Below are 21,808 nucleotides of genomic sequence, written 5' to 3'. Positions count from 1 at the left end.
CAAGCCGCGAACGTCTCCATCCGACCGTCTCCCTCTCACAAGGAGACACCCTCAGAATCCCGTTCGGACCAAAAATCCATATGCGATTCCCCTGCCCCAGAGGGGGAGGATCTAATCGCGCTAGATGCTCCCCCTCTGGGGGAGCTGTCGCGTAGCGACTGAAGGGGTCTTCGGCGGACACAGCTTCGCACTCACGCGCCGAAGCTGCGATCGGATGGGAAGGGTGCGAAGCGCCCGGGCCTCGCCCGGAGTAGCTTTGATGTTTGTACCGTTTCGACGAAGTTCGAGCGCTTCGCGTGGAGCCGTTATCCGGAAGCCTTCGGGTCGCGGATTTTTAACCCGCTCCGATGGAGACCCCCGACGGGCAGGACGTTGGCTCCGTCCTGGACCGCCCGGGCGATTTCAGCCCGGGCCTGCTGGCCCTATCCGCCTATCCGGGCGCCGGAGTTTCGTCGCGACTGAGGCGAACCTGCTCCGAACCGACCTGGACGCTTCGCTTCCGAAGAAGCACGGCGGACAAGGCCTTCCCGCTCGTCCACCCCTGAAAGCCGCATCGGTCGCCGTACGTGCGCCCTCCCCGTGCTTCCAGGTGAGATCAGGATACGGGTGGTTTGAAGGGGTGAGGATCAAATCAGGTCGAGAAAGTTCAAGGCGTTGAAATCCTGAGACTCTGTCCGCTATCCACCGAGCATAAGCCGCCGGGGACGTGCACTCACGGCGAAGCGTCGCGGATCGATCCGCGACCTTCGGGGTGAGTGCATGTCCCCAACGTCACCCACCACGTCGTGACACTTCAGCGCCGGACTCAGCGGATCCGTAGGGGACACGCACTCACAACCGGCGCCCTGCAAACCGGCCGGCGTCTTGCCGTGAGAGCGCGTCCCCGGCAGTGAGTCCATACGGCTTGTCGCCTCCAAAGGATCGCCCTACCTCAGGTTCAGCAAAGGGAGTCGTCGCATGCGTCCGTGGATCTCCAGCCTCGCCGTCGCCGCCAGCCTGGTCCTGGCCTCGCCCGGCCTCGCCGCGCCGCCCCCAGCAAGCCCAGCGCCCGCAGCCATCGCCGCCGCGCCCGACGCGGCCCTCGACGCGCCCATGGCCGCCCGGCTGGACAAGGTGGTCGACACCGCCCTGGCCGAGCACCGGCTGGTCGGGACCGTGGTGCTGGTCGCCCGCGACGGCAAGCTGGTCTACCACCGCGCCGCCGGCCTGGCCGACCGCGAGTCCGGCCGTCGAATGCGCGAGGACGCCGTCTTCCGCTTCTCCTCGGTGACCAAGCCGTTCGTCAGCGTGGCGGTGATGAAGCTGGTCGAGGACGGCAAGCTTCGGCTCGACGATCCCGTGACCCGGTGGCTGCCGGACTTCAAGCCGAAGCTGGCCGACGGAACCGCGCCGGTCATCACCCTGCGCCAGCTGCTGAACCACACCAGCGGCCTGACCTACGGCCTGGCCGAGGCGCCGTCGCACCCCTACCACCGGCTGGGCGTGTCTGACGGCATCGACCTGTCGGGGATCAGCCTGGACGAGAACATCCGCCGCCTGGGCCAGGCGCCCCTGGCCTTCCCGCCCGGCTCGCGGTGGCGCTATTCGCTGGCCATCGACGTGCTGGGCGCGGTGGTCGAGAAGGCGACGGGCAAGCCCCTGCCCCAGGTCGTGGCCGAGACCGTCACGACGCCGCTGGGCCTTGCCGACGCCGGCTTCGTCGCCCGCGACCCGGCCCGGCTGGCGACGCCCTATGTCAACGCCCAGCCCGAGCCGACCCGGATGACCGACAACCAGGACGTGCCGCTGGGGCCCACGGCGGTGCGCTTCGCGCCGAGCCGGGCCACGGACAAGACCGCCTTCCCGTCCGGCGGCGCGGGCATGGTCGGCACGGCCGGCGACGTGCTGGCCCTGCTGGAGACCGTCCGCAAGGGCGGCGCCCCGATCCTGAAGGCCTCGACGGTCGCGCAGATGATGAAGGACCAGGTCGGACCGCAGGCGGCGACCCAAGGTCCCGGCTGGGGCTTCGGCTATGGCTGGGCGGTGCTGGACGACCCCGCCGTCGCCAAGACCCCGCAGGCGGCCGGCACGATCGCCTGGGGCGGGGTCTACGGCCACAACTGGTTCGTCGACGCCAAGGCCGGCCTGACCGTGGTGATCATGACCAACACCGCGTTCGAGGGGATGAACGGCCCCTTCACCACCCAGGTCCGCGACGCCGTCTACGGCCGCTGATCGGGCCCTTGAGCGAACCGCGTTCGCACATGGACCCATTTTGACCGCATCAGCGTCCAGCCGACGCCCCATTGTCGCGTCAGCGTAACAGAACGTCGGGGGACGTTTCGACAGATGGGAAACCGCATGCGTTCATTTCTGACCCTCGGCGCCGCCGCCGTAGCCCTCGCCATCGCCGCCCCGGCCCTGGCCCAGACCACGACTCCGACCGCCCCGGCTCAGGACCCGGCCGCGGCTGCCCCCGCCCAGGATTCCACCACGGCCCCGACCGGAACCTCGGCCCCCACCGGAACCTCGGCCCCCACCTCCGCGACCGCCACAGCTCCGGTGACGGCCGGCCAGCCGGTCAAGGACAATTCCGGCGCGGTCATCGGCTCGGTCGCCGAGGTCAAGCCGGACGCCACCGGCAAGTCGATGGCCACCATCAAGATGGACGACAAGACCTTCGCCGTCGACGTCGCCAACCTGGCCGTCCGCGACGGCGCCACCCTGATCAACGCCAGCAAGGCCGAGATCGAAGGCATGCTGGGCGGCGCGAAGAAGCAATAGCCGGTCCGTCTAGCGGTTCAGCAGCTTGCGAAACCTGGCCGCCAAACCCTTGGGGCGTGGCGGTTCGAAGAGCAGCGGCTGAACCGCGCGCACCTCCGGCTCACATCCAGGCTCCCAAGGGAATAGGCCGTCGAGGCCCGGCCAGAGGAGTTGACAGGCCTGAAGCGGTGCGCCCCGAAGGGTCGGATCGCCCCAACGCCAGATCGCCGAATTGAAGTAGTCACGGACGACGTTGTCCGGATGCACCTTTCTCGCGATGCAGTCGTAGCCCGAAAGAATGCCTGCGACGCGGTCGCCATCACCCGGCGCCGGCGCGCCGTTCTTGAGCGCACGGAAGAGCTCCCAGAGCATGCCGTGTCCCATCTTTCCGGACATTCCGAGGACGATGAATTCAGGCGCGTTGAGCGTTTCGGCGAATCCGACCGAATAGGAGAAGGGCGGCCGGGTGGCGTCGCCCAGCACGCTGACGCAGAACCAGCCGTGTTCGGCGATGTTCGAAGCGATCCGCTCTTCGTAGTCGGTCACGCCGTCGCCCCGGACCAAATGATCTTAAACCTGACGGCCTGCGAAAAGGCCGCCAGGCGTCAGCTTGCTACCCCACCGCTTCCAGCCGCGCCAAGGCCGCTTCCAGCTTGGCCTTGGCGGCCTCCGCCTCGGCCAGGCGCTCGCGGTTCTCCTCGACCACCTCTTCCTTGGCGCGGGCCAGGAAGTCGGGGTTGTTCAGCTTCTTGGCCGTCTTCTCGATCTCGCCGACATGGCCGGCGATCTCCTTGGCCAGGCGAGCCTTCTCGGCCGTCAGGTCAATGAACTCGGCGATGGCCAGGGCGCCGGTCGCCTCGCCCAGCACGATCGGGACCGAGCCCGCCGGCGCCGTCTCGGCCTCGCGGGCGCTGTCCAGCCGGGCCAGGCTCAGCAGCAGGTCGCGGTGCCGGGCCAGGCGCGCCTTCGTCTCGGGACCGGCCCCGATCACCGACAGCGGCGGCTTGGCGCCCGGCGGCACGTTCATCTCAGCGCGGATCGAGCGGATCTCGCCGACCGTCTCGACCAGCCAGCCGATCTCGGCCTCGGCGTCGGCATCGATCCAGGCTTCCGGAAGCTCGGGCCACTTCTCGACGATCAGCATGCCCTGGCGGGGCGCGCCGAACTCGGCGGTCTTGTCCCACAGCTCCTCGGTGATGAACGGCATGACCGGGTGCAGCAGCTTGAGGATCACGTCCAGCGCCCAGGCGGCCGTGGCCCGGGTCTCGGCCTTGGCCTCGGCGTCGTCGCCGTTGAGGATCGGCTTGGCCAGTTCGACGTACCAGTCGCAGAACACGTTCCAGATGAACCTGTAGAGCGCGTCGGCGGCGTCGCTGAAAGCCGGGGCCTCCAGGGCGCGCGTCACCTCGGCGGCGGTCTTGACCGTCTCGCCGCGGATCCACTTGTTGATCGGCTGGCGGACGGTGGCCGGGTCGAAGCCCTCGACGCGGACGCACTCGTTCATCTGGGCGAAGCGCGAGGCGTTCCACAGCTTGGTGCCGAAGTTGCGGTAGCCCTCGATGCGCTGCTTGCTCAGCTTGATGTCGCGGGCCTGCCCCGACATCGCCGTCATGGTGAAGCGCACCGCATCGCAGCCCAGTTCGTCGATCAGGACCAGAGGGTCCATCACGTTGCCCTTGGACTTGCTCATCTTGGCGCCCTTCTCGTCGCGGACGAGGGCGTTGATGAACACCTGCTTGAACGGGACTTCGCCCATGAAGTGGATGCCCATCATCATCATCCGGGCCACCCAGAAGAAGATGATGTCGAAGCCGGTGACCAGGGTGCTGGTCGGGTAGAACTTGGCCAGGTCTTCGGTCTTCTCCGGCCAGCCCAGGGTCGAGAACGGCCACAGGGCCGAGCTGAACCAGGTGTCGAGGACGTCCTCGTCGCGCTTCAGCACCGGGGCCTCGTCGCCATAGTGCAGGATGGCGGCGGCCAGGGCCTCTTCCTCGGTCTCCTCGACGAAGATGTGGCCGTCAGGTCCGAACCAGGCCGGGATCCGGTGGCCCCACCACAGCTGGCGCGAGACGCACCAGGGCTCGATGTTGCGCAGCCACTCGAAATAGGTCTTTTCCCAGTGCTTGGGCTCGAAGACCGTCGCTCCCTCCTCCACCGCCTTCAGGGCGGGCTGGGCCAGGGTCTTGGCGTCGACGTACCACTGGTCGGTCAGGTAGGGCTCGATGACCACGCCCGAGCGGTCGCCGTGCGGGACCATGTGGCGGGTCTTCTCGATCTCGCGCAGCCAGCCGTCTTCCTCGGCCTTGGCGACGATCGCCTTGCGGGCCGCGAAGCGGTCCAGGCCGCGATAGGCTTCGGGGACCTCGTCGTTCAGCCGCGCGTCCGGCGTCAGGATGTTGATCGCCGGCAGGCCGTGGCGCTTGCCCACGCCGAAGTCGTTGAAGTCATGGGCCGGAGTGATCTTGACCGCGCCCGAGCCCTTGGTCGGGTCGGCGTAGTCGTCGGCGACGATCGGGATGCGGCGGCCGACGATCGGCAGGACCACGTCCTTGCCGACCAGGTCCTTGTAGCGTTCGTCCGACGGATGGACGGCCACGGCGGTGTCGCCCAGCATCGTCTCCGGACGCGTGGTGGCCACGACGATGAAGTCGCGGGTCTCGAATTCCGTCGCCTTGCCCTCGTCGTCGAAGGCGACCGGGTATTGGAAGGTCACGCCGTCAGCCAGCGGATAGGCGAAGTGCCAGTAGTGGCCGTCGACCTCCTTCTGCTCGACCTCGAGGTCGGAGATGGCGGTCTGGAACTGCGGGTCCCAGTTGACCAATCTTTTGTCACGATACAGCAGGTTCTGCTTGTAGAGCTGGACGAACACCTTGCGGACGGCGGCCGAGAGGCCCTCGTCCAGGGTGAAGCGCTCGCGCGACCAGTCGCAGCTGGCGCCCAGGCGGCGCAGCTGGTTGGTGATCGCCCCACCGCTTTCGGCCTTCCATTCCCAGACCTTCTCGACGAAGGCCTCGCGGCCCATCTCGCGACGGCCGATATTGCCGGCGGCGGCCAGCTGGCGCTCGACGACCATCTGAGTGGCGATGCCGGCGTGGTCGGTGCCTGGCAGCCACAGCGCCGACTTGCCGCGCATGCGGTGGAAGCGGGTCAGCACGTCCTGCAGCGTGTTGTTCAGCGCGTGGCCGATGTGCAGCGAGCCGGTGACGTTGGGCGGCGGGATGACGATCGTGAACGCCTCGGCGCCCGGCGCCTCGCTGGGCTTGAAGGCCCCGGAGGCCTCCCAGGCGGCGTACAGGCGGGGTTCGACGGATTTGGGATCGAAGGTCTTTTCAAGCATGGCGCGGTGGGTATGCCATCTGCGGCCGCCGGGCGAAACCTTGGGCCTTGGTTCAATGGGGATTCAGGACGGAAAAAGGCGGCCGCCGCAGCGACCGCCTCTTGGATTTCACAGGTTGCGCCGCCCTGCGTCCTTCGAGGCCCACGGCGTGGGCGCCTCAGGATGAGGAAAGCAGAAGCAACCCACCGCCCTCATCCTGAGGTGCTCGCCAGCGGCGAGCCTCGAAGGACGCAGAGCGGTTGAGCCCTTATACGCTGCGACCGCGGGCGATGCGGTGGACTTCTTCCTCGACCTTGGTCTCGACGATGCGCGGCAGGTTCTGGTCCAGCCACTCCTTGAGCAGCGGGCGCAGCAGTTCGCGCACGACATCCTCCAGGGTGCGGCCGTCCTTGGGCATCAGCAGGGCCGAGCTGAGGCTGCCGAAGGCGCTGGCGGCCAGGCCGGCGGCGTGGTCGCCCACCAGGTTGTCGGCCACCTCGTCGCGCGAGAACGCCGGCGCGGGGGCCGGTTCGGGCGGCGGAGCCGGCGCCGGGGCGGGCTCCGGCTCGGGCTCAGGCGAATAGACGTCGATATCGCCCAGGCTCTCGACCGGCGCGGGAGGCTCGATCGGATCGGTCAGCTCCAGGACGTCGTCCTCGGCCGGGGCCTCCTCGATGGGCGCGGGCTCCGGTTCGGGCGCCGCGGCGGCCTCCGCCGGCGCGTCATCTTCCGAGATGATGCGTCGGATGGAGGCGAGGATCTCCTCCATCGTCGGTTCTTGCGGGCTCTGGTCGGACATGTGCGGGGCCGTCTCGAAGAGGGTACGAATCCTGGAGCGCCCTGACAGGCGCCGACCAGGATGGTGCAGACTTGCGCCGGTTAAGCAAGCTCAAGCATCGCCGACGCTTCAATTCGCCCTATTTGCCGGGCGCCGTCGTCGAGGCGCGGGGCGCGGCCTTGACCGCCGTCGACGGCCCGCCGACCTTGTCGACCGCCCGCACCACGGGCTCCCAGGGCACCCAGCCAAAGGCGTGGTTGACCTTGTTGTACGACTTGACCGGATCGTAGCGCTCGAGCTCGGGGGCCAGGTTGGCGACGTTCAGCACGCCCATGGCCTGCAGCACGCTGGCGCTGGCCACGTATTCGTCGCGGCGGGCCACCACCAGGGCGACCTCGGCGTTGGCCAGTTCCAGCTGGGCGTTCAGCACGTCCAGGGTGGTGCGCAGGCCGACCTGCTGCTCCTGGCGCACGCCCTCGAAGGCGATCTTGGTGGCCCGGACCTGCTCCTCGTTCGAGACGAGGTTGGCGCGCGAGGCCAGCAGGTTGTTCCAGGCGGTCGAGATCTGCTGCAGGGCCTGGCGCTGGGCGCCCTCGACCGCGATGCGGGCCGCGTTCTCGCGCTCCTTGGCCGCGCGGACCTGCGAGGCGTTCAGGCCGCCGGTGAACAGCGGCACCGACGCGGTGATCGAGCCGCTGACCGCGCGATCGTAGTCGCCGTACTGGCGGCCGGCGCTGTTGATCTCGCTGGCGTCCCAGCCCAGGCCCGCCCGGGCCGAGACCGTGGGACGATAGACGGCCTTGGCGGCGGCGACGCGGGCGGCGGCGGCCTGCTCGGCGTAGCGGGCGGCCTGGATCGACGGATTGTTCTTGTCGACCAGGTCGAAGGCCTGCTCGACGCTGGCGGGGAGCAGGGCGGCCAGGGACGGCTCGGGGGCCAGGTCGGTCGGGTTCTGGCCGACCACGGCGGCGTAGGCCGCCCGGCTGGCGGCCAGGATGGCCTGCGCCGAGGACAGGCTGGCCTGGGCCGCGGCCAAGCGGGCCTCGGACTGGGCCACGTCGGTGCGGGTGATCTCGCCGACCTCGAAGCGCGCCTTGGATTCCTCCAGCTGGCGGGTCAGGACGGTGACGTTCTCCTGGGCGATGCGCAGGCGTTCCTGGTCGCGCCGGACGTCGACATAGCTCTGGATGACGCTGCCCAGCACCGACTGCTCGACGCTGCGCAGGTCCTCGCGACCGGCCAGCACGTCGGCCTCGGCGGCCGACAGGTTGGCGCTGGCCCGGCCGCCCGTATAGAGCGCCTGGCCCAGGCTGAGCGAGGCGCCGCTGCCGGCGGAGTCGGCGTGGTCGCGATTGGGCACCTGGACGATCTGGCCGCCGACCACCGCGGCGCTGGTGCCGGGATTGGCCAGTTCAGTGTGGGTGCCGCTGATGCTGGCCGAACCGGTCACGCTGGGCCGGAACGCCGTCTTGGCCTGGACCACGCCCTCGTCGGTGAACCGCTGGTTGGCGCGCTGGCCTTGCAGGGTGGGGTTGGTCTGATAGGCCAGGGCCAGGGCGTCGGCGAGGGTTTCGGCGTGCGCGACGGAAGCAAGGCCCGCCATCAGGCCCACGCTGCAAGCGGCGGCCAGTAAAGCGGCCCGACGGCTATTCGACATCCACTTCATTCCCCTCGAAACCTTCGCCAGACTGGCGCGACGCCCGCACCCACTATGATTGGCTGTAGGGCGCGAGACCAGAGGCGGCTAGTTAAGCTTTTTTCACGCAAACGTTGCGCTCCGGCTTTCTGGACCCAAGTCGTCAGAACGCAAAGCCTTGTTCGACCGCGAAGCCGGCCAGCATCGGCGGGGTGGCGTCGAAGACCGCGCGACGGCCCAGGCCGTCCTCGGCCCGGACATAGATCACGGCGCGACCGACCGGCCCTTCGCGTTCGATCACCGCCAGCCGCCCGCCCTGGGCCAGGGCCTTTGTCCAACTGGCCGGGGCCCGCGGCACGGCGCCCTCGCAGATGATCACGTCATAGCCCGAGCCCGGCACGGCGGTCAGGTCGTCGCCGTCCAGCCGGGTGACGGCGAGACCCATCTGCTCGAGCACGGCGGCGGCGTAAGGCGCGGCGATGGCCAGGGCCTTGTCGCCTTCGCGCGGACGCAGGTGCTGCAGCAGCTTGCCCACGTCGCGCGGGCGCAGCAGCCAGCGGCCGGGGGCGTATTCGACGTCGGCGTCGGCATAGGCCAGATAGCCCTTGCCGGCCGGCACGAGGGCCTCGCGCGGCACGACCCGCAGGGCGTCCTGCAGGGGCAGATCGGTGACGTCGGCCGTGCGGATCTGGCTTTCGACCATGTTCAGGCGCGCGGCGGCGAAATCGGAGCTCATGGAATCCCTCGAAGGGCTGGAATTTTCAGCCCGCTTATAGGTCCGGCGCTCGGCTCTAGGCAATCGAGGGTTTGCAGTAACCTGGCCGTAGCATGCGCGGCGCCCCAACGCCCATCAGCGGCTACCAGCGCCGAAAACCCGCCGCCCGCGCGGCGAAGGCGTCGGCGTCTTCGTGGCCGTCCCAGTCGGCGATGGCCGGGGCCAGGGAGGCGGCTTCCAGCAGCTGGCGCTGGGCGTCCTTGTAGCGGGCGGTGCGGGCGTAGCGGGCGGTGTCCAGGATCATCGCCCGCAGCAGCAGGGTGGCGGCCAGCGGGTGGCGGCCCTCGATGGCGCGGGCGGCCGGCTCCAGCAGCTCCGGCCGGTCGCCGTCCAGGTCGGCGGACCGGCGCAGCACCAGCCGCGCCGCGCGGTCCCAGGCCGGCCAGCGGATCAGGAAATCCAGCGCCGCGTGGACGTCGTGGAAATCCTCGGCATGGGTCAGGGCCCTCTCCTCGGCCTCGACGTCGTCGAAGTCGGGCAGGCGCTTGAGATGGTCGCGCAGGCGTTCGATCGACAGGCCGCGCTCGAAGCTTGTCCAGCGCATCTCCTGGGCCAGGGCGCCTTGCCCGCGCGCCTCCAGCACCTCGATATAGGCGTCCTCCCAGTCCAGGGCGCCGGGGCCGGGCAGGGTCGGCCGACCAAGCACCGTCCCGACCAGCTGGGTGAACGAGCCGGGCGTCGAGCGGTCCAGCGCCGCCACCGCCTCGTCCAGCCGGCCCGCCGCCGCCAGCCGCCGGGCGATCTGCGCCCCGATCGGCGGCAGCACGGCCTGGGAGTCGGTGAACTGGGCGATATAGCCGTCGACGTCGCCCTGGGCGTCGGCCAGCACCTGGACGGCGGCCTTCAGAGCGCCGCTGACCCGCTTCTGCGAAGCCATGGTCGTCTCGACCCGGGCCCGCAAGGCCGCCACGCCCTCGGCGCCCAGGGCCGGCAGGGCGTTCTTCAAGGCCCGCGGCCCCAAACCCGCCCGGCCGTGCAACAGCAGGTCCAGAAGCTGATCGCCCAAGGCGCGCGGATCGGACAAGGCCAGGGGCGCGATCGCCGCCACGTCGTCGACCGCCAGGTCGAACACCGCCTCGATCTCGCCCTTGGCGTCGGCGGTGCGGTGCGACACCCCCTCGGCCAGGCCCAGGAACCGCAGCATCATCGGCAAGGCCGGGGTCGGGTCCAGCTCAGCCAGCCGTCCGGCGATCAGGGCGCGCTGCATGTCGAGTTCGCGGACGAACTCCTTGTGCTTGCGCCAGTGGATGCGAGCCCGGCTGTCGGCGATGGCGTCCAGGCGCTTGGCCAGTTCGGCGGCCAGATCGTCCGGGCCGATCTCGCCGGCCAGTTCCAGGCGCAGGCGCCGCTTGATCTGGGCGTGGCCCTCGGCGACGTCGATCAGCAGGTCGGCCAGCCGCTCGGCGCCCAGGGCGGCCAGGTTGGCCGTGGTCAGGGTCTTCTTCGAGCCTGTACGCTTCACTGTCGCCAGCGGAGTTCTCCCGTCGCTTCCAACCCGGGCGCTTCCGCCCGGCGCGGCCGAGTCGCCGCGTCCGTCGCCCCTGCTTTAGCACGACCGCCCGACGGCGACCGAACCGCCGCCTTTCGTCCGAGAGCGCGGCCTGTGCGGCGCCTGAGCAACAGATGACAAACGCCAGGGGTTTCAACGGGCTCCGCCTGGAACGCGAGGTCGTCGGGCGTGTTGAGTCGCCGTTCAGAGGACCCGCGACATGGCCAGGGATTGGGCGAGATCGGGCGCGGCGGCCATCGTCTTGGCCGCCCTGGCTTCCGGCGCGCCGGCCCTGGCCCAGAGCGGCGCTTCGGGCGGCGCTTCCGAGAGCGCCCTCGCCCAGACCTGCCGCGCCCCCGCGCCCGTCGCCGGAACGACCGTCAGCGGGCCGGTCCTGCACGTCATCGACGGCCGCACGCTCTGCATCGCCCAGGGGCCAACTCCCGAACGCTGGATTCCGCTGCGGGTCTCGCCGACCCTGGCCGCCCTGCCCGCTGACCGCGAGCGGCTGATGGCGGCGGCCTTCTCCCGGTCCCTGACCTGCCGCGTCACCGGCGGCGGCCCGGTCAGGTTCGCGACCTGCACCCTGGCCGGCCGGCCGCTGGACGCGGTGCTGACCGAACCCGCGACGATCACCCAGGCCAAGAGCTGGCGGTAAGCTCAGCGCAGGACGAAACGTCTCTTGGACTAAGCCGAACGTCTCAAAGGCGCGGCCGGGCAATGGGTTCGCAGGAACTCCTCGTGGCTGGGCAAGGTCGCCACGAAGTCGGCCAGCATGGGGGCGGACTTGTCCATCAGGTTCATGATCACGCTCAGGGGGATGCGGTCGACCAACTGCTGGTAGCGCTCGGGCCGCACGCCCATGCCTTCCATCACCGACTGCCAGCTGGGCGCGCGGAACATGTCGTCGACGCCGTCGCGCAGCACGCCGGCCGCCTTGAACAGGGCGATCCGCTCCCGCAGGCTCTCGGGCGGGACCACCTGCTGATAGTCGCGCCAGAACGGCGTGTCGTCGCGCCGGGTGGTCACGTAGTGCAGGACGATGAAGTCGCGGATCTCCTCGTAGTCGGCGACCATCCGGCGATTGTACTCGGCCGCCAGGACCGGGTCGGCGTCCATGTCGGGCATGAACCGCAGCAGGTAGTCCATGCCCTTGTAGATCAGGTGCAGGGCCGTGGACTCCAGCGGCTCGATGAAGCCGCACGACAGGCCGATCGAGACCACGTTCTTCACCCACGGCCGCTCGCGCACCCCGGTCTTGAACGGGATGATGTTGGGGCCCAGCACCACCTCGCCCTGGACCTGGCGCATCAGCGTGGCCGTGGCCTCGTCGTCGCTCAGATACTTGCTGGCGAACACATAGCCGTTGCCCGCGCGGTGCTGCAGCGGGATGCGCCAGCGCCAGCCGAAATCCTGGGCCTGGACCAGGGTGTAGGGATGCGGCGGACCCACGTTTTCGGTCTGGGCCACGACGGCGCGGTCGCAGAGCAGGACGTCGCCCCAGTCCCTGAACGGCTCGCCCAGGGTCTTGCCGATCAGCAGGGCGCGGAAGCCCGAGCAGTCGATGAAGAAGTCGCCGGCCACCTCGCGGCCGTCCTTCAGGATCACCTTGGCCACGCCGCCGTCGGGCCGGGTCGCCACCTCGGTGACGATGCCCTCGGTGCGCTTGACGCCGCGCGCCTCGGCGAACCTGCGCAGGTACAGCGCCACCAGCCGCGCGTCGACGTGCAGGGCGTAGTTGGCGTTGGCGATCATCGTCTTCTGCGCGGCCGCCGGCAGCATGAACTTGCCGGCCTCGGCCATCACCGAAGCCGGGGCGAAGTCCTGGAGCTTGGACGGATGGCCGTTCTGCTTGGCGCGCAGCCAGCACTGGTAGAACTCGTTGACCTCCAGCGGCCCGCCGATCTGGCCGAACGGGTGGTAGTAGACGTCGCCCTTCTCCAACCAGTTCTCGAACCGGATGCCCAGCTTGAAGGCGGCTTGGGTTTCCTGGATGAACTCCTGCTCGTTGATCCCCAGGGTGCGGATCAGCTGGAGGAACGGCGGGATGGTGGACTCCCCCACCCCGATCGTGCCGATCTCCTCGGACTCCACCAGCTCGACCTGCGTCGGGCCGTTCTGGAAATAGTGGCTGAGCATGGCCGCGCAGATCCAGCCGGCCGAGCCGCCGCCGACGATGACGATCTTGTTCAGGTGGGCCATGCGAAAGGTTCCTACTCGGCCGCCACCGATCGCGGGCGGGCGTACTGTTCGATGAAGTCGCCGTGGGCGCGCGTGGACGCCACCGTGTCGGCCACCGCCTTGCGCATTTCGGCCAGGGCGGCCGACAACTGGCCGGCGTCGAAGCCGTCGACGCTGAGGTCGTAGGTTTCCGGCAGCAGGCCGAAGCCCGCATAGATCGCCAGCCAGCTGGGCGGGGAGAACATCTCCCAGCGGTAGCGGACGAAGTGGCCCTGAGCGCGCCACAGGTCGATCTTCTTCCGGAGGGTGTCGGGGATCGCCATCTCCCGGCAGTGGGTCCAGAAGCCGGTCGGGTCTTCGGGACGCTGGTTGAGCTTGTAGTGCAGGATGATGAAGTCGCGCACGCGCTCCATCTCCAGGCGCGACATTTCGTTGAACTCGTCGATCACCGCCGGGTCGAAGTCGCGGTTCGGAAACAGCGACTTGATCTTCTCGATGCCGGTCTCGATCAGGGCGATGCTGGTGCTTTCCAGCGGCTCCAGGAAGCCCGAGGCCAGGCCCAGGGCGATGCAGTTCTTGTTCCAGGCCTTCAGCCGGCGACCGGGATGGAAGCCGATCTTGCGCGGCTCGTGCAGCAGGCGCTCGTCCAATGAGCCGGTCAGGACCATCCTCGCCGCTTCGTCGGTGGTGTGGCGGCTGGAATAGACGTAGCCGTTGCCCCAGCGATGCTGCAGCGGGATCCGCCACTGCCAGCCGGCCGGGCGAGCGGTGACGTCGGTATAGGGCGGCGGGTCCCCCTTCCCCTCGCTCTGCACGGCCATAGCGCCGTCGCACAGCAGCCACCGGCTCCAGTCCTCGTAGCCGGTGTGCAGGGCCTCCTCGATCAGCAGGCCGCGGAAGCCCGAGCAGTCGATGAACAGGTCGCCGGCCACGGTCGCGCCGCTGTCCAGTGTCACGGACTCGATGAAGCCGTCCTCGCCGCGCAGGTTGGTCTTGACGATCTTGGCGTCGAGGCGGCGCACGCCGTTCTGCTCGGCGACCTGGCGCATCAGCCGAGCGAACAGGCCGGCGTCGAAATGCAGAGCCCAGTCGAACACCGACAGGGTCGAGGGCGGGTTGCGCGAGGGGGTGGTGAACTTGCCGCCGGCCGCCAGGCTGGCGCCCAGCGAATAGTCGCCGATCGGCGCGGCCTCGCCCAGGGCTCGCAGCCGCATCCAGTAGTGATGGAAGGCCACGCCCTTCAGGTCCTGGCCGTAGAGGCCGAACGGGTGGATGAACGAGGCGCCCGGCGTCGTCCAGTCGTTGAAGCGGATGCCCAGCTTGCAGGTGCCGCCGGTGGCGCGCAGCACGTCGATGTCGGACAGGCCCAGGGCCTGGTAGAAACGGCGGATGGTCGGGATCGTCGCCTCGCCCACGCCGATCGTGCCGATTTCCGAGGACTCGATCAGGGTGATGGTGACCGGCGCCGCGCCGAAGTGATGCTTCAGGCTGGCGGCCGCCATCCAGCCCGCCGTGCCGCCCCCGACGATGACGATGTCGCGGATCCGCCGGTCGCTCGCGCTGTCCTGCATGGTGGCTCCCTACCCTTGATCGAAGCTTGTGCCCGCTTCTTCCCGCGGGCTTCCGGCGCCCGTCTTGGTCATAATCATGCTAGCCGCCCCGCTCAAAAAAAGAAGCCGCCGTGACAGGGGATCACGGCGGCCCGCAGGGAAGGACTGGTCTAGATCACCACTTGGCGCGGATGCCGAGGGTGTAGCGCGGCTCGAACTGGTTCTGGCTGAAGTACTGAGTCTTACCGTCCGCGAACTTCACGTAGTAATTCTCGATCTCGCCGCTGACGTTCGAGCCGTTCAGGTAGACGACGATGTTGTCGCGCACGTTGTAGCTGACGTTCACATCGACGAATCCGGTGGCGTCCTGGAACACCGCCAGGTTGTCGCCGGAACTGCCGGTGACGCTGCTGAGGCGGTCGGTCCGGTAGTTGTAGGCCACGCGGGCCTGCCACTTGTCGTCCTGGTACCAGCCGACGAGGTTGTACTGGTACTTGGAGTTGTCGGTGAACGGCAGCTTCTTGCCGTCCAGGCCGAGACGCGACTCCGAGCTGGGCGAATAGGTGGCGTTGGCGTCGATCCCGAAGTTCGAGAAGAAGCCGCCGTCGGGCAGCAGGTCGCTGAAGGCCAGCTTCGTGCCGACTTCCACGCCCTTGACCGAGCCGCCGTCGCCCTGGATGGGCTGGGTGACGTTGACGGTGCGCGGCGTCCCATCCTCGTCCTTGAACGTCCCGGTGGTGGTGCCGCCGGTGACGAAGCTGTCGATCTTCAGCTTGAAGGCCGACAGGTTCACCATCGAGGCGCCGCCGAAATAGTATTCGACCGCGCCGTCGAAGTTGGTCGAGCGCCAGGGATCCAGGTACGGGTTGCCCGACGAGCTGGCGCCCGTCACGCAGCGGCCCGGCTTGGTGCCGCAGTCGGCGGTGGAGATGCTGAGGCCGCCGCCGTAGTTGCCCAGGTCGAGGGGCTGCATCGTCTTGGAATAGGCGAAGCGGAACTTCAGGTGGTCGGTGGCGTCGTACACCGCGTTCAGCGACGGCAGCCAGTCGGTGTACTTGCGGCGGGTGACCGTGTCGCCGACGTCCAGGTTGGTGTCGCCGTAGTTCTGGGTGGCCCCCGTCAGGTTCTGCTTTACCAGCAGGTCGGTCTGGATGACGTGCAGGCCGACATTGCCCGACAGCTTGCCGATCTCGAAGTTGGCGTCGGCGTAGGCGCTCTGCTCCTTCAGGGTCACGTCATAGGTGGCGCCGGGGATCTGGTAGCGGACCGCCGCGCCGAACACCTTTTCCTGGAAGGACTTCACGTCGTCGAAGTCGCGCGGATCCACGACCCAGAAGCCCGGGATGCCCTGGGTGATGCTGCCCAGGTCGTCCATCCAGATGACGTTGTTGTAGGCGTCGATCTTGGTCGGCTTGTTGACCGTGTAGCCCTGGAAGACCGGGGCCCCGCCCAGGGGATTGGGCACGAACTCGCCCGCCTGGCACTGGTCCTGGTTCATGACGACGTCGATGGCCTTCCACTGGGCGAAGCAGCCCGCGGCCGGCACCGGTTGGCCGTTGGCCTGCACCGCGCCCGGCGTGCCGCCGTAGAACGGCGAGAACAGGTGGAACGCCTCGACCTCGACCGTGCGATCGCTCTGGCGGACGCCGGCGTCGATCTTGGTGATGAAGCCCAGGAAGTTGTCGTCGAACTTGTAGTGCCCCTCGGCGCGGAACACGTTCATGTCCGACTGGACTTCGTTGTTGCCTTCCGAGGAGAACGCCGCGATCGCGTAGCTGTCCTTGTTGGCCATGTAGTCCTTGAGGGTCTTGCCCGCCCCCAGGCCGCCGGCCAGCGGGTTGTCGAAGCCGCTCCAGACCGCCTTGGCGCCCCCGATGTTGTAGTGCAGCTGCGGATTGGCGCCGTAGCCCAGCGGGTTGGGGTTCAGGTAGCAGCCGCCGGCGCTGCCGACGACGGCGTTGCTGCGCTGCGCGGCCGGATACTGGGCGCAGATCGCGGCCGGATAGAATGGGCCGCGCGTGCGGTCGTTCGGATCACGGAACAGGTTGAAGCGGCCGGGCGCGTACTGCCAGTTGCTGAGGTCGCCCTGGGCCTGGCCGTTCATGCTGAGACGGTCGCCGTTGGCGCGGATGGCCCGCACCTCGCTCGTGAAGTTGCCGCCGTTGTCGTACTTCAGTTCGAGGTTGTAGTTCTTGGTCTCCGACTTGGTGGTGCGGTTCACCGAGAAGCTGTTCACCCACCAGGCGTTGATGTCGTACTCGTCGACGGCCACCCACGGGCGGCCGTTGCCGGTGCTGGTCTGCCCGGTGTTGTCGAACACCGTCGGTGTGGTCCAGACGCCGAAGGCGCCGCCGTCCCAGCGGTTGGAGATGTTGATGCCGGCCGCGCGGTTGTATTCGTCGAGCTTGGCGTAGAAGCCCTCGGCCACCAGGGTGAAGCCCTCGCCCAGGTCGGCCTCGAAGGCGACATTGACGCCCAGGCGCTTGCGCTCGACCTCGCGGTGGAAGCTTTCGAAGCCGTGCGGCGAGATGAAGTTGTTGGCGGCCGATCCGCCCCAGTCGTTATTGCCCGACAGGCCCACGACGCCCGAAGAGTTGTTGCCGAGGTTGGCCTTGCTGGCCGCGGCCGAGACCATCAGGCCGACGCGGTCGTTGCGCCAGTTGACCAGGCCGTTGATCAGGTAGTCGTTTTCCTTGGTGCGCTCGCCGCGCTGACCTTCGGCGCCGCCGGCGATCGACAGCCCCTGCTCCATCTGGAACGGGCGACGGGTGCGCAGGTCGATGGTGCCGGTGATGCCCGACAGGGCGTTGGTCGGGTCGGTCGACTTGTAGACCACCACCGAGTTCATCAGCTGCGACGGCACGTCCAGCAGGTTCGGCTGGGCCGAGCCCATGTTGCCGGCGCTCAGATACTGTTCGCCGTTCAGCAGGGTGATGACCTGGGCCAGGCCGCGGATGTTGACCGTCGCGCCCTCGCCGGCGTCACGCTTGATCTGGACGCCCGGGATGCGCTGCAGCGAGTCGGCGATGGTGACGTCGGGCAGCTTGCCGATGTCTTCCGACGAAATCGCGTCGACGATCGAGGCCTCGCGCCGTTTGACGTCGACCGAGCGCATTTGCGAACCGCGGATGCCGGTGACGACGATTTCGTCGACCTGCGCCGAATCGTCCGCCGCGGCCTGGGCGTGGGCGCCCGTGGCCAGGGCCATGGACGAGGCGCCCGCCAGCAGCGCCAGGGTCACGCCCCGGGCCCATGCGGACTGATTTCGTGGATTGGACAAGGTCTTCGCTCCCCAAACGTTTTTATGGCCGTTCTTGACCCGGCCGGTTTCGGCGCGGGCTGCATGGTTCATTCGCCCGTCGTCGAGAGCGCCGGCCTGCCCGGCGAGCCCCGTTTCAAGCGAAAGTTCGTTGGCGACCCCGGCGTCCCTCGACGCCGCGCTGGCTCACGCCCTCCCCAGCCGTGTCTCAAGATCGACAAATGTCCCGATCGTGTCAATCGAAATGTCAACGTTGTCATTTTATGACTTGCCCGTACAAAAACACGCCGACCTACAGCCCGCCCGCTCCGCTTCACGACGAGTCAATTCGAAACATCTTATTGTTTTTACGTTAGTTTTTAGGTCACCCCAAGCCAGGAAGACCATAGGCCTAGCGAATATGGTCAAGCTTTCTCGCACATCTTGACCGCGAGTTCCGCGCAAGCTCGATCATTGGCTTCCGTTGCGTCATCCCGGATCACACGCCCGGACTGTCAGGATTTGACGCCAAATGTCCTGACAAATGTCTATCGAGAGACAAATATCTGTCCTGCCGCATGACATCGTTGTCGGGCTGAGCTATGGCTTGGGCGACGGGGCGGCGGCGACCAGGACGGTCGGCGCGCGGCGATCCCTGGAGTCCGGGTGCGACAAGGTCATGGCGACGATCCACGATGTGGCGCTGCAGGCAGGCGTGTCGCCCAAGACCGTCTCGCGGGTGATGAACGACCACGAGAGCGTCAGCGCCAAGACCCGCGAGCGGGTGCGCGCCGCCATGCTGGCCCTGGACTATCATCCCAACGCCGTGGCGCGGGGCCTGCGCGCCCAGGCCGCCCCGGCGGTCGGCATCCTGATGGGCGATCCCAGCGGCGGCTACCAGACCCGGATCCACCACGCCCTGATGGTCGCCTGCCTGCAGAACGGCCGCCACCTATCGGCCGAACTGGTCGAGGGCGACATGGCCGGCTGGCAGGACCGCATCCGCGCCTTCGTGACCGAGGGCGGCATCCGGGAGATGGTGCTGCTGCCGCCCGAATGCGATTTCGCGCCGCTGAAGGCCCTGCTGCGCGAGCACGGCGTGCGCTGCGTGCTGATCTCGCCGACCAGCCCCGATTCCCTGTCGCCCAGCATCGTGATGGACGACCGCGCCGCCGCCCGCGAGGTGGTCGAGCACCTGTTCAGCCTGGGACACGAGCGGATCGGCCACATCGCCGGCCACCCCGACCACGCCGCCAGCACGCTGCGCCGCAACGGCGTCTACGAAGCCTATGCCGCCGCCGGCAAGCCGCGCCCCGATCCCGCCCTGATCGTCCCCGGCGACTTCAGCTTCAAGGGCGGCCTGGCGGGCGCCCAGGCCCTGCTGGACATGGCCGATCCGCCGACCGCGATCTTCGCGGCCAATGACGACATGGCGGCCGCCACCTGCATGGAGGCCCAGCGCCGCGGCCTGAAGCTGCCGGACGAACTGTCGGTGGTGGGTTTCGACGACGCGCCGATCGCCGCCGCGATCTGGCCGTCCCTGACCACGATCCGCCAGCCGTTCGACCAGATGACCCAGCGGGCCATCACCGCCCTCAACGGCTGGAGCGCCAACGCCGCGCTCGGCAAGGCGGCGGCCACCATCCTGACCCAGCATAGCCTGGTGATCCGCGACTCCACCGGCCCTGTTCGCCAAAGCTAGGCCGCAATTCCAACACGCGCCGGCGGATATCGTCAGCGTCGATCAAACGGGAGGTACTATGAACCGACAGACCTGGCGGGGCCCGGCCCTGGCCCTCATGCTTGGCGCGTCCGCCGGCGTCCTGGCCACCGCCGCCTGCGCCCAGGCGCCCGCCGCGGCGCCGGCGACCCGTCCGTGGCTGGACCCCAAGCTTGACGCCGATACGCGCGCCGATCTGGCGGTCAAGGCCATGACCCAGGACGAGAAGCTGACCGTCATCTTCGGTTTCTTCGGCGCCGACATGGGCGACAAGTACAAGCGCGTGCCCGAGGCTCTGCCTGGCTCGGCTGGCTACGTGCCGGGAATCGCGCGGCTGGGCATCCCGGCCCAGTTCCAGACCGACGCCGGCGTCGGCGTGGCCACCCAGGGCGGCGAACCCAACAAGCGCGAACGCACCGCCCTGCCCTCCGGCATGGCCACCACCGCCACCTGGAACCCGCAGCTGGCCCAGACCGGTGGCGCGATGATCGGCGCCGAGGCCCGCGCCTCCGGCTTCAACGTCATGCTGGCCGGCGGCGTGAACCTGGTCCGCGAGCCCCGTAACGGCCGCAACTTCGAATATGGCGGCGAGGACCCCTGGCTGGCCGGCAAGATGGTGGGCGCCCAGATCAAGGGCATCCAGTCCAACGCCATCGTCTCGACCATCAAGCACTACGCCCTGAACGGCCAGGAGACCGGCCGCTTCGTGCTGGACGCCAGGATCGGCGAGGCCGAGGCCCGCACCTCCGACCTGCTGGCCTTCCAGTTCGCGATCGAGGACTCCGACCCGCATTCGGTGATGTGCGCCTATAATCGGGTCAACGGCGACTACGCCTGCGAGAACGACTTCCTGCTGAACAAGGTCCTCAAGCAGGACTGGGGCTACAAGAACTACGTGATGTCCGACTGGGGCGCGGCGCACTCCAGCGCCAAGGCGATAAACGCCGGCCTCGATCAGGAATCGGCCGGCGACGCCTTCGACACCCAGTCCTTCTTCAAGGGCCCGCTGAAGGACGCCCTGGCCAAGGGCGAGGTCAGCCAGGCCCGGCTGGACGACATGGCCCGCCGCGTCCTGCGCGGCCTGTTCGCCAGCGGCGTGGTCGAAAAGCCGGTGAAGATCGCCCCGATCGACTACGCCGCCCACGCCAAGGTCACCCGCGCCGACGCCGAGGAAGGCGTGGTGCTGCTGAAGAACGACAAGGGCCTGCTGCCCCTGCTGTCGACGGCCCGGAAGATCGTCGTGATCGGCGGCCACGCCGACGTCGGCGTGCTGTCAGGCGGCGGCTCGTCGCAGGTCTATCCGATCGGTGGACGGGCCGTGCAGGGCGAAGGCCCGGCCAGCTGGCCCGGCCCGATGATCTACTTCCCCTCCTCACCCCTGAAGGCGCTGAAGGCCCGGCTGCCCGGCGCCGACATCCAGTACGCCGATGGCAAGGACACGGCCGCCGCCGCCAAGCTGGCGGCCGGCGCGGAGGTGGTGCTGGTGTTCGCCACCCAGTGGAACGGCGAGGCCTTCGACAGCCCCCTGACGCTGGAGAACGACCAGGACGCCCTGATCGACGCGGTGGCCACCGCCAACGGCAAGACGGTGGTGGTGCTGGAGACCGGCGGCCCGGTGCTGATGCCGTGGCTGTCCAAGGTGGGCGGCGTGGTCGAGGCCTGGTATCCGGGCTCGGAGGGCGGCGAAGCCATCGCCCGCGTGCTGACCGGCGAAGTGGACGCCTCGGGCCGCCTGCCCGTCACTTTCCCCGCCGCCCTGGACCAGCTGCCCCGCCCGGTGCTGGACGGCGACCCGAAGAAGCCGGACGACCTGTTCGCGGTCGACTACACGATCGAGGGCGCGGCGGTCGGCTACAAGTGGTTCGACAAGAAGGGCCACCAGCCGCTGTTCGCCTTCGGCCACGGCCTGTCCTACACGACCTTCGCCTATGACAATCTCAAGGCCGAGGCCAAGGGCGGCGTCCTGACCGTCAGCTTCGACGTCCGCAACACCGGCAAGCGAACCGGCAAGGCCGTGCCGCAGGTCTATGTCTCGCCCAAGGCGGGGGGTTGGGAGGCGCCCCAGCGCCTGGCCGGCTTCAAGAAGGTCGAACTGGCGCCCGGCGCGACCACCCGGGTGTCCCTGAGCGTCGACCCGCGCCTGCTGGCCACCTGGAACGACAAGGCCCACGGCTGGTCGGTGGCCGCCGGCGACTACACGGTGACGCTGGGCGCTTCGTCTCGCGACGCGGCCGCCAAGGCCCAGGTCGCGCTCGGCGCCCGATCGATTCCCGTCGGCCTGATCAAGCGCTGAGAGCCATTTGGTCGCAGGTGAAATTAAGGCCTGATTAACCATAAAAGCCGAATTTCGGCCTGTCTTTCTTGAAGACACCCCACATCACTG

General features: G+C 68.6%; 14 protein-coding genes. 5 read left to right on the top strand and 9 right to left on the bottom strand.

Features of this window, described 5'->3' with window-relative positions; genetic code table 11:
- The first annotated feature begins 957 nt into the window (after positions 1-957).
- Both ASD47_RS05735 and ASD47_RS05730 read left to right on the top strand, forming a co-directional pair.
- Entirely contained in the window at positions 958-2,214 is a 1,257-nt protein-coding gene (locus ASD47_RS05735; protein ID WP_082564479.1) for a serine hydrolase, read from the top strand.
- 126 nt (positions 2,215-2,340) lie between these two features.
- Positions 2,341-2,763 carry a hypothetical protein gene (locus ASD47_RS05730; RefSeq protein ID WP_056752851.1) on the top strand — a complete coding sequence of 141 codons (423 nt, stop codon included), beginning with the start codon at positions 2,341-2,343 and terminating at the stop codon, positions 2,761-2,763.
- A 9-nt stretch (positions 2,764-2,772) separates the two neighbouring features.
- Here the strand turns inward: ASD47_RS05730 and ASD47_RS05725 are convergent, their stop codons facing one another.
- The 6 genes from ASD47_RS05725 to ASD47_RS05700 form a co-directional block, all read right to left on the bottom strand.
- Entirely contained in the window at positions 2,773-3,288 is a 516-nt protein-coding gene (locus tag ASD47_RS05725) for a DUF4262 domain-containing protein (protein ID WP_162251621.1), read from the bottom strand.
- A 67-nt stretch (positions 3,289-3,355) separates the two neighbouring features.
- Positions 3,356-6,079, bottom strand: a complete 2,724-nt coding sequence (locus ASD47_RS05720; RefSeq protein WP_056752846.1) for a valine--tRNA ligase — start codon at positions 6,077-6,079, stop codon at positions 3,356-3,358.
- Between the two features lie 247 nt (positions 6,080-6,326).
- Positions 6,327-6,857 carry a DUF2497 domain-containing protein gene (locus ASD47_RS05715; protein ID WP_056752843.1) on the bottom strand — a complete coding sequence of 177 codons (531 nt, stop codon included), beginning with the start codon at positions 6,855-6,857 and terminating at the stop codon, positions 6,327-6,329.
- A 118-nt stretch (positions 6,858-6,975) separates the two neighbouring features.
- Positions 6,976-8,493: a TolC family outer membrane protein gene (locus ASD47_RS05710; RefSeq protein ID WP_056752894.1), complete on the bottom strand. Its 1,518-nt coding sequence runs from the start codon at positions 8,491-8,493 to the stop codon at positions 6,976-6,978.
- Between the two features lie 142 nt (positions 8,494-8,635).
- The gene (locus ASD47_RS05705; RefSeq protein ID WP_056752841.1) at positions 8,636-9,208 is read right to left on the bottom strand and encodes a protein-L-isoaspartate O-methyltransferase; all 573 of its coding nucleotides are present in this window, start codon (positions 9,206-9,208) and stop codon (positions 8,636-8,638) included.
- Positions 9,209-9,329: 121 nt separating this feature from the next.
- Positions 9,330-10,709, bottom strand: coding sequence for a DUF6880 family protein (locus ASD47_RS05700; protein ID WP_056752837.1), 1,380 nt, complete (start codon positions 10,707-10,709; stop codon positions 9,330-9,332).
- Positions 10,710-10,956: 247 nt separating this feature from the next.
- Here ASD47_RS05700 and ASD47_RS05695 point away from each other — a divergent pair, with 247 nt between their 5' ends.
- A complete protein-coding gene (locus ASD47_RS05695; RefSeq protein ID WP_056752834.1) occupies positions 10,957-11,394 on the top strand; it encodes a hypothetical protein in 438 nt (145 codons plus the stop codon).
- Positions 11,395-11,423: 29 nt separating this feature from the next.
- On the opposite strand, the gene ASD47_RS05690 is transcribed toward ASD47_RS05695, so the two are convergent.
- From ASD47_RS05690 to ASD47_RS05680, 3 genes are all read right to left on the bottom strand, one after another.
- A complete protein-coding gene (locus ASD47_RS05690; RefSeq protein WP_056752833.1) occupies positions 11,424-12,938 on the bottom strand; it encodes a tryptophan halogenase family protein in 1,515 nt (504 codons plus the stop codon).
- 11 nt (positions 12,939-12,949) lie between these two features.
- Complete coding sequence (locus ASD47_RS05685; protein WP_056752830.1) at positions 12,950-14,488, bottom strand: tryptophan halogenase family protein; 1,539 nt, start codon at positions 14,486-14,488, stop codon at positions 12,950-12,952.
- A 154-nt stretch (positions 14,489-14,642) separates the two neighbouring features.
- Positions 14,643-17,675, bottom strand: a complete 3,033-nt coding sequence (locus ASD47_RS05680; RefSeq protein ID WP_235525770.1) for a TonB-dependent receptor — start codon at positions 17,673-17,675, stop codon at positions 14,643-14,645.
- Positions 17,676-18,384: 709 nt separating this feature from the next.
- Between ASD47_RS05680 and ASD47_RS05675 the strand changes: the two genes are divergently transcribed.
- Both ASD47_RS05675 and ASD47_RS05670 read left to right on the top strand, forming a co-directional pair.
- Entirely contained in the window at positions 18,385-19,407 is a 1,023-nt protein-coding gene (locus tag ASD47_RS05675; protein ID WP_056752891.1) for a LacI family DNA-binding transcriptional regulator, read from the top strand.
- Positions 19,408-19,465: 58 nt separating this feature from the next.
- A complete protein-coding gene (locus ASD47_RS05670) occupies positions 19,466-21,718 on the top strand; it encodes a glycoside hydrolase family 3 protein (RefSeq protein WP_056752826.1) in 2,253 nt (750 codons plus the stop codon).
- Positions 21,719-21,808: the final 90 nt, after the last annotated feature.

It is taken from the genome of Caulobacter sp. Root1472 (genome assembly GCF_001426985.1).
In the GTDB taxonomy this organism is placed as follows: Bacteria; Pseudomonadota; Alphaproteobacteria; order Caulobacterales; family Caulobacteraceae; genus Caulobacter; species Caulobacter rhizosphaerae.
This window is presented reverse-complemented; position numbering and strand designations above follow the sequence as displayed.

What these genes read in the sequence shown, in the direction of transcription:
- ASD47_RS05735 (WP_082564479.1), top strand. Translation starts at nt 958, where the DNA reads ATGCGTCCGTGGATCTCCAGCCTCGCCGTCGCCGCCAGCCTGGTCCTG.
- ASD47_RS05730 (WP_056752851.1), top strand. Translation starts at nt 2,341, where the DNA reads ATGCGTTCATTTCTGACCCTCGGCGCCGCCGCCGTAGCCCTCGCCATC.
- ASD47_RS05720 (WP_056752846.1), bottom strand. Translation starts at nt 6,079, where the DNA reads ATGCTTGAAAAGACCTTCGATCCCAAATCCGTCGAACCCCGCCTGTAC.
- ASD47_RS05715 (WP_056752843.1), bottom strand. Translation starts at nt 6,857, where the DNA reads ATGTCCGACCAGAGCCCGCAAGAACCGACGATGGAGGAGATCCTCGCC.
- ASD47_RS05710 (WP_056752894.1), bottom strand. Translation starts at nt 8,493, where the DNA reads ATGTCGAATAGCCGTCGGGCCGCTTTACTGGCCGCCGCTTGCAGCGTG.
- ASD47_RS05705 (WP_056752841.1), bottom strand. Translation starts at nt 9,208, where the DNA reads ATGAGCTCCGATTTCGCCGCCGCGCGCCTGAACATGGTCGAAAGCCAG.
- ASD47_RS05695 (WP_056752834.1), top strand. Translation starts at nt 10,957, where the DNA reads ATGGCCAGGGATTGGGCGAGATCGGGCGCGGCGGCCATCGTCTTGGCC.
- ASD47_RS05690 (WP_056752833.1), bottom strand. Translation starts at nt 12,938, where the DNA reads ATGGCCCACCTGAACAAGATCGTCATCGTCGGCGGCGGCTCGGCCGGC.
- ASD47_RS05685 (WP_056752830.1), bottom strand. Translation starts at nt 14,488, where the DNA reads ATGCAGGACAGCGCGAGCGACCGGCGGATCCGCGACATCGTCATCGTC.
- ASD47_RS05680 (WP_235525770.1), bottom strand. Translation starts at nt 17,675, where the DNA reads ATGGCCCTGGCCACGGGCGCCCACGCCCAGGCCGCGGCGGACGATTCG.
- ASD47_RS05675 (WP_056752891.1), top strand. Translation starts at nt 18,385, where the DNA reads ATGGCGACGATCCACGATGTGGCGCTGCAGGCAGGCGTGTCGCCCAAG.
- ASD47_RS05670 (WP_056752826.1), top strand. Translation starts at nt 19,466, where the DNA reads ATGAACCGACAGACCTGGCGGGGCCCGGCCCTGGCCCTCATGCTTGGC.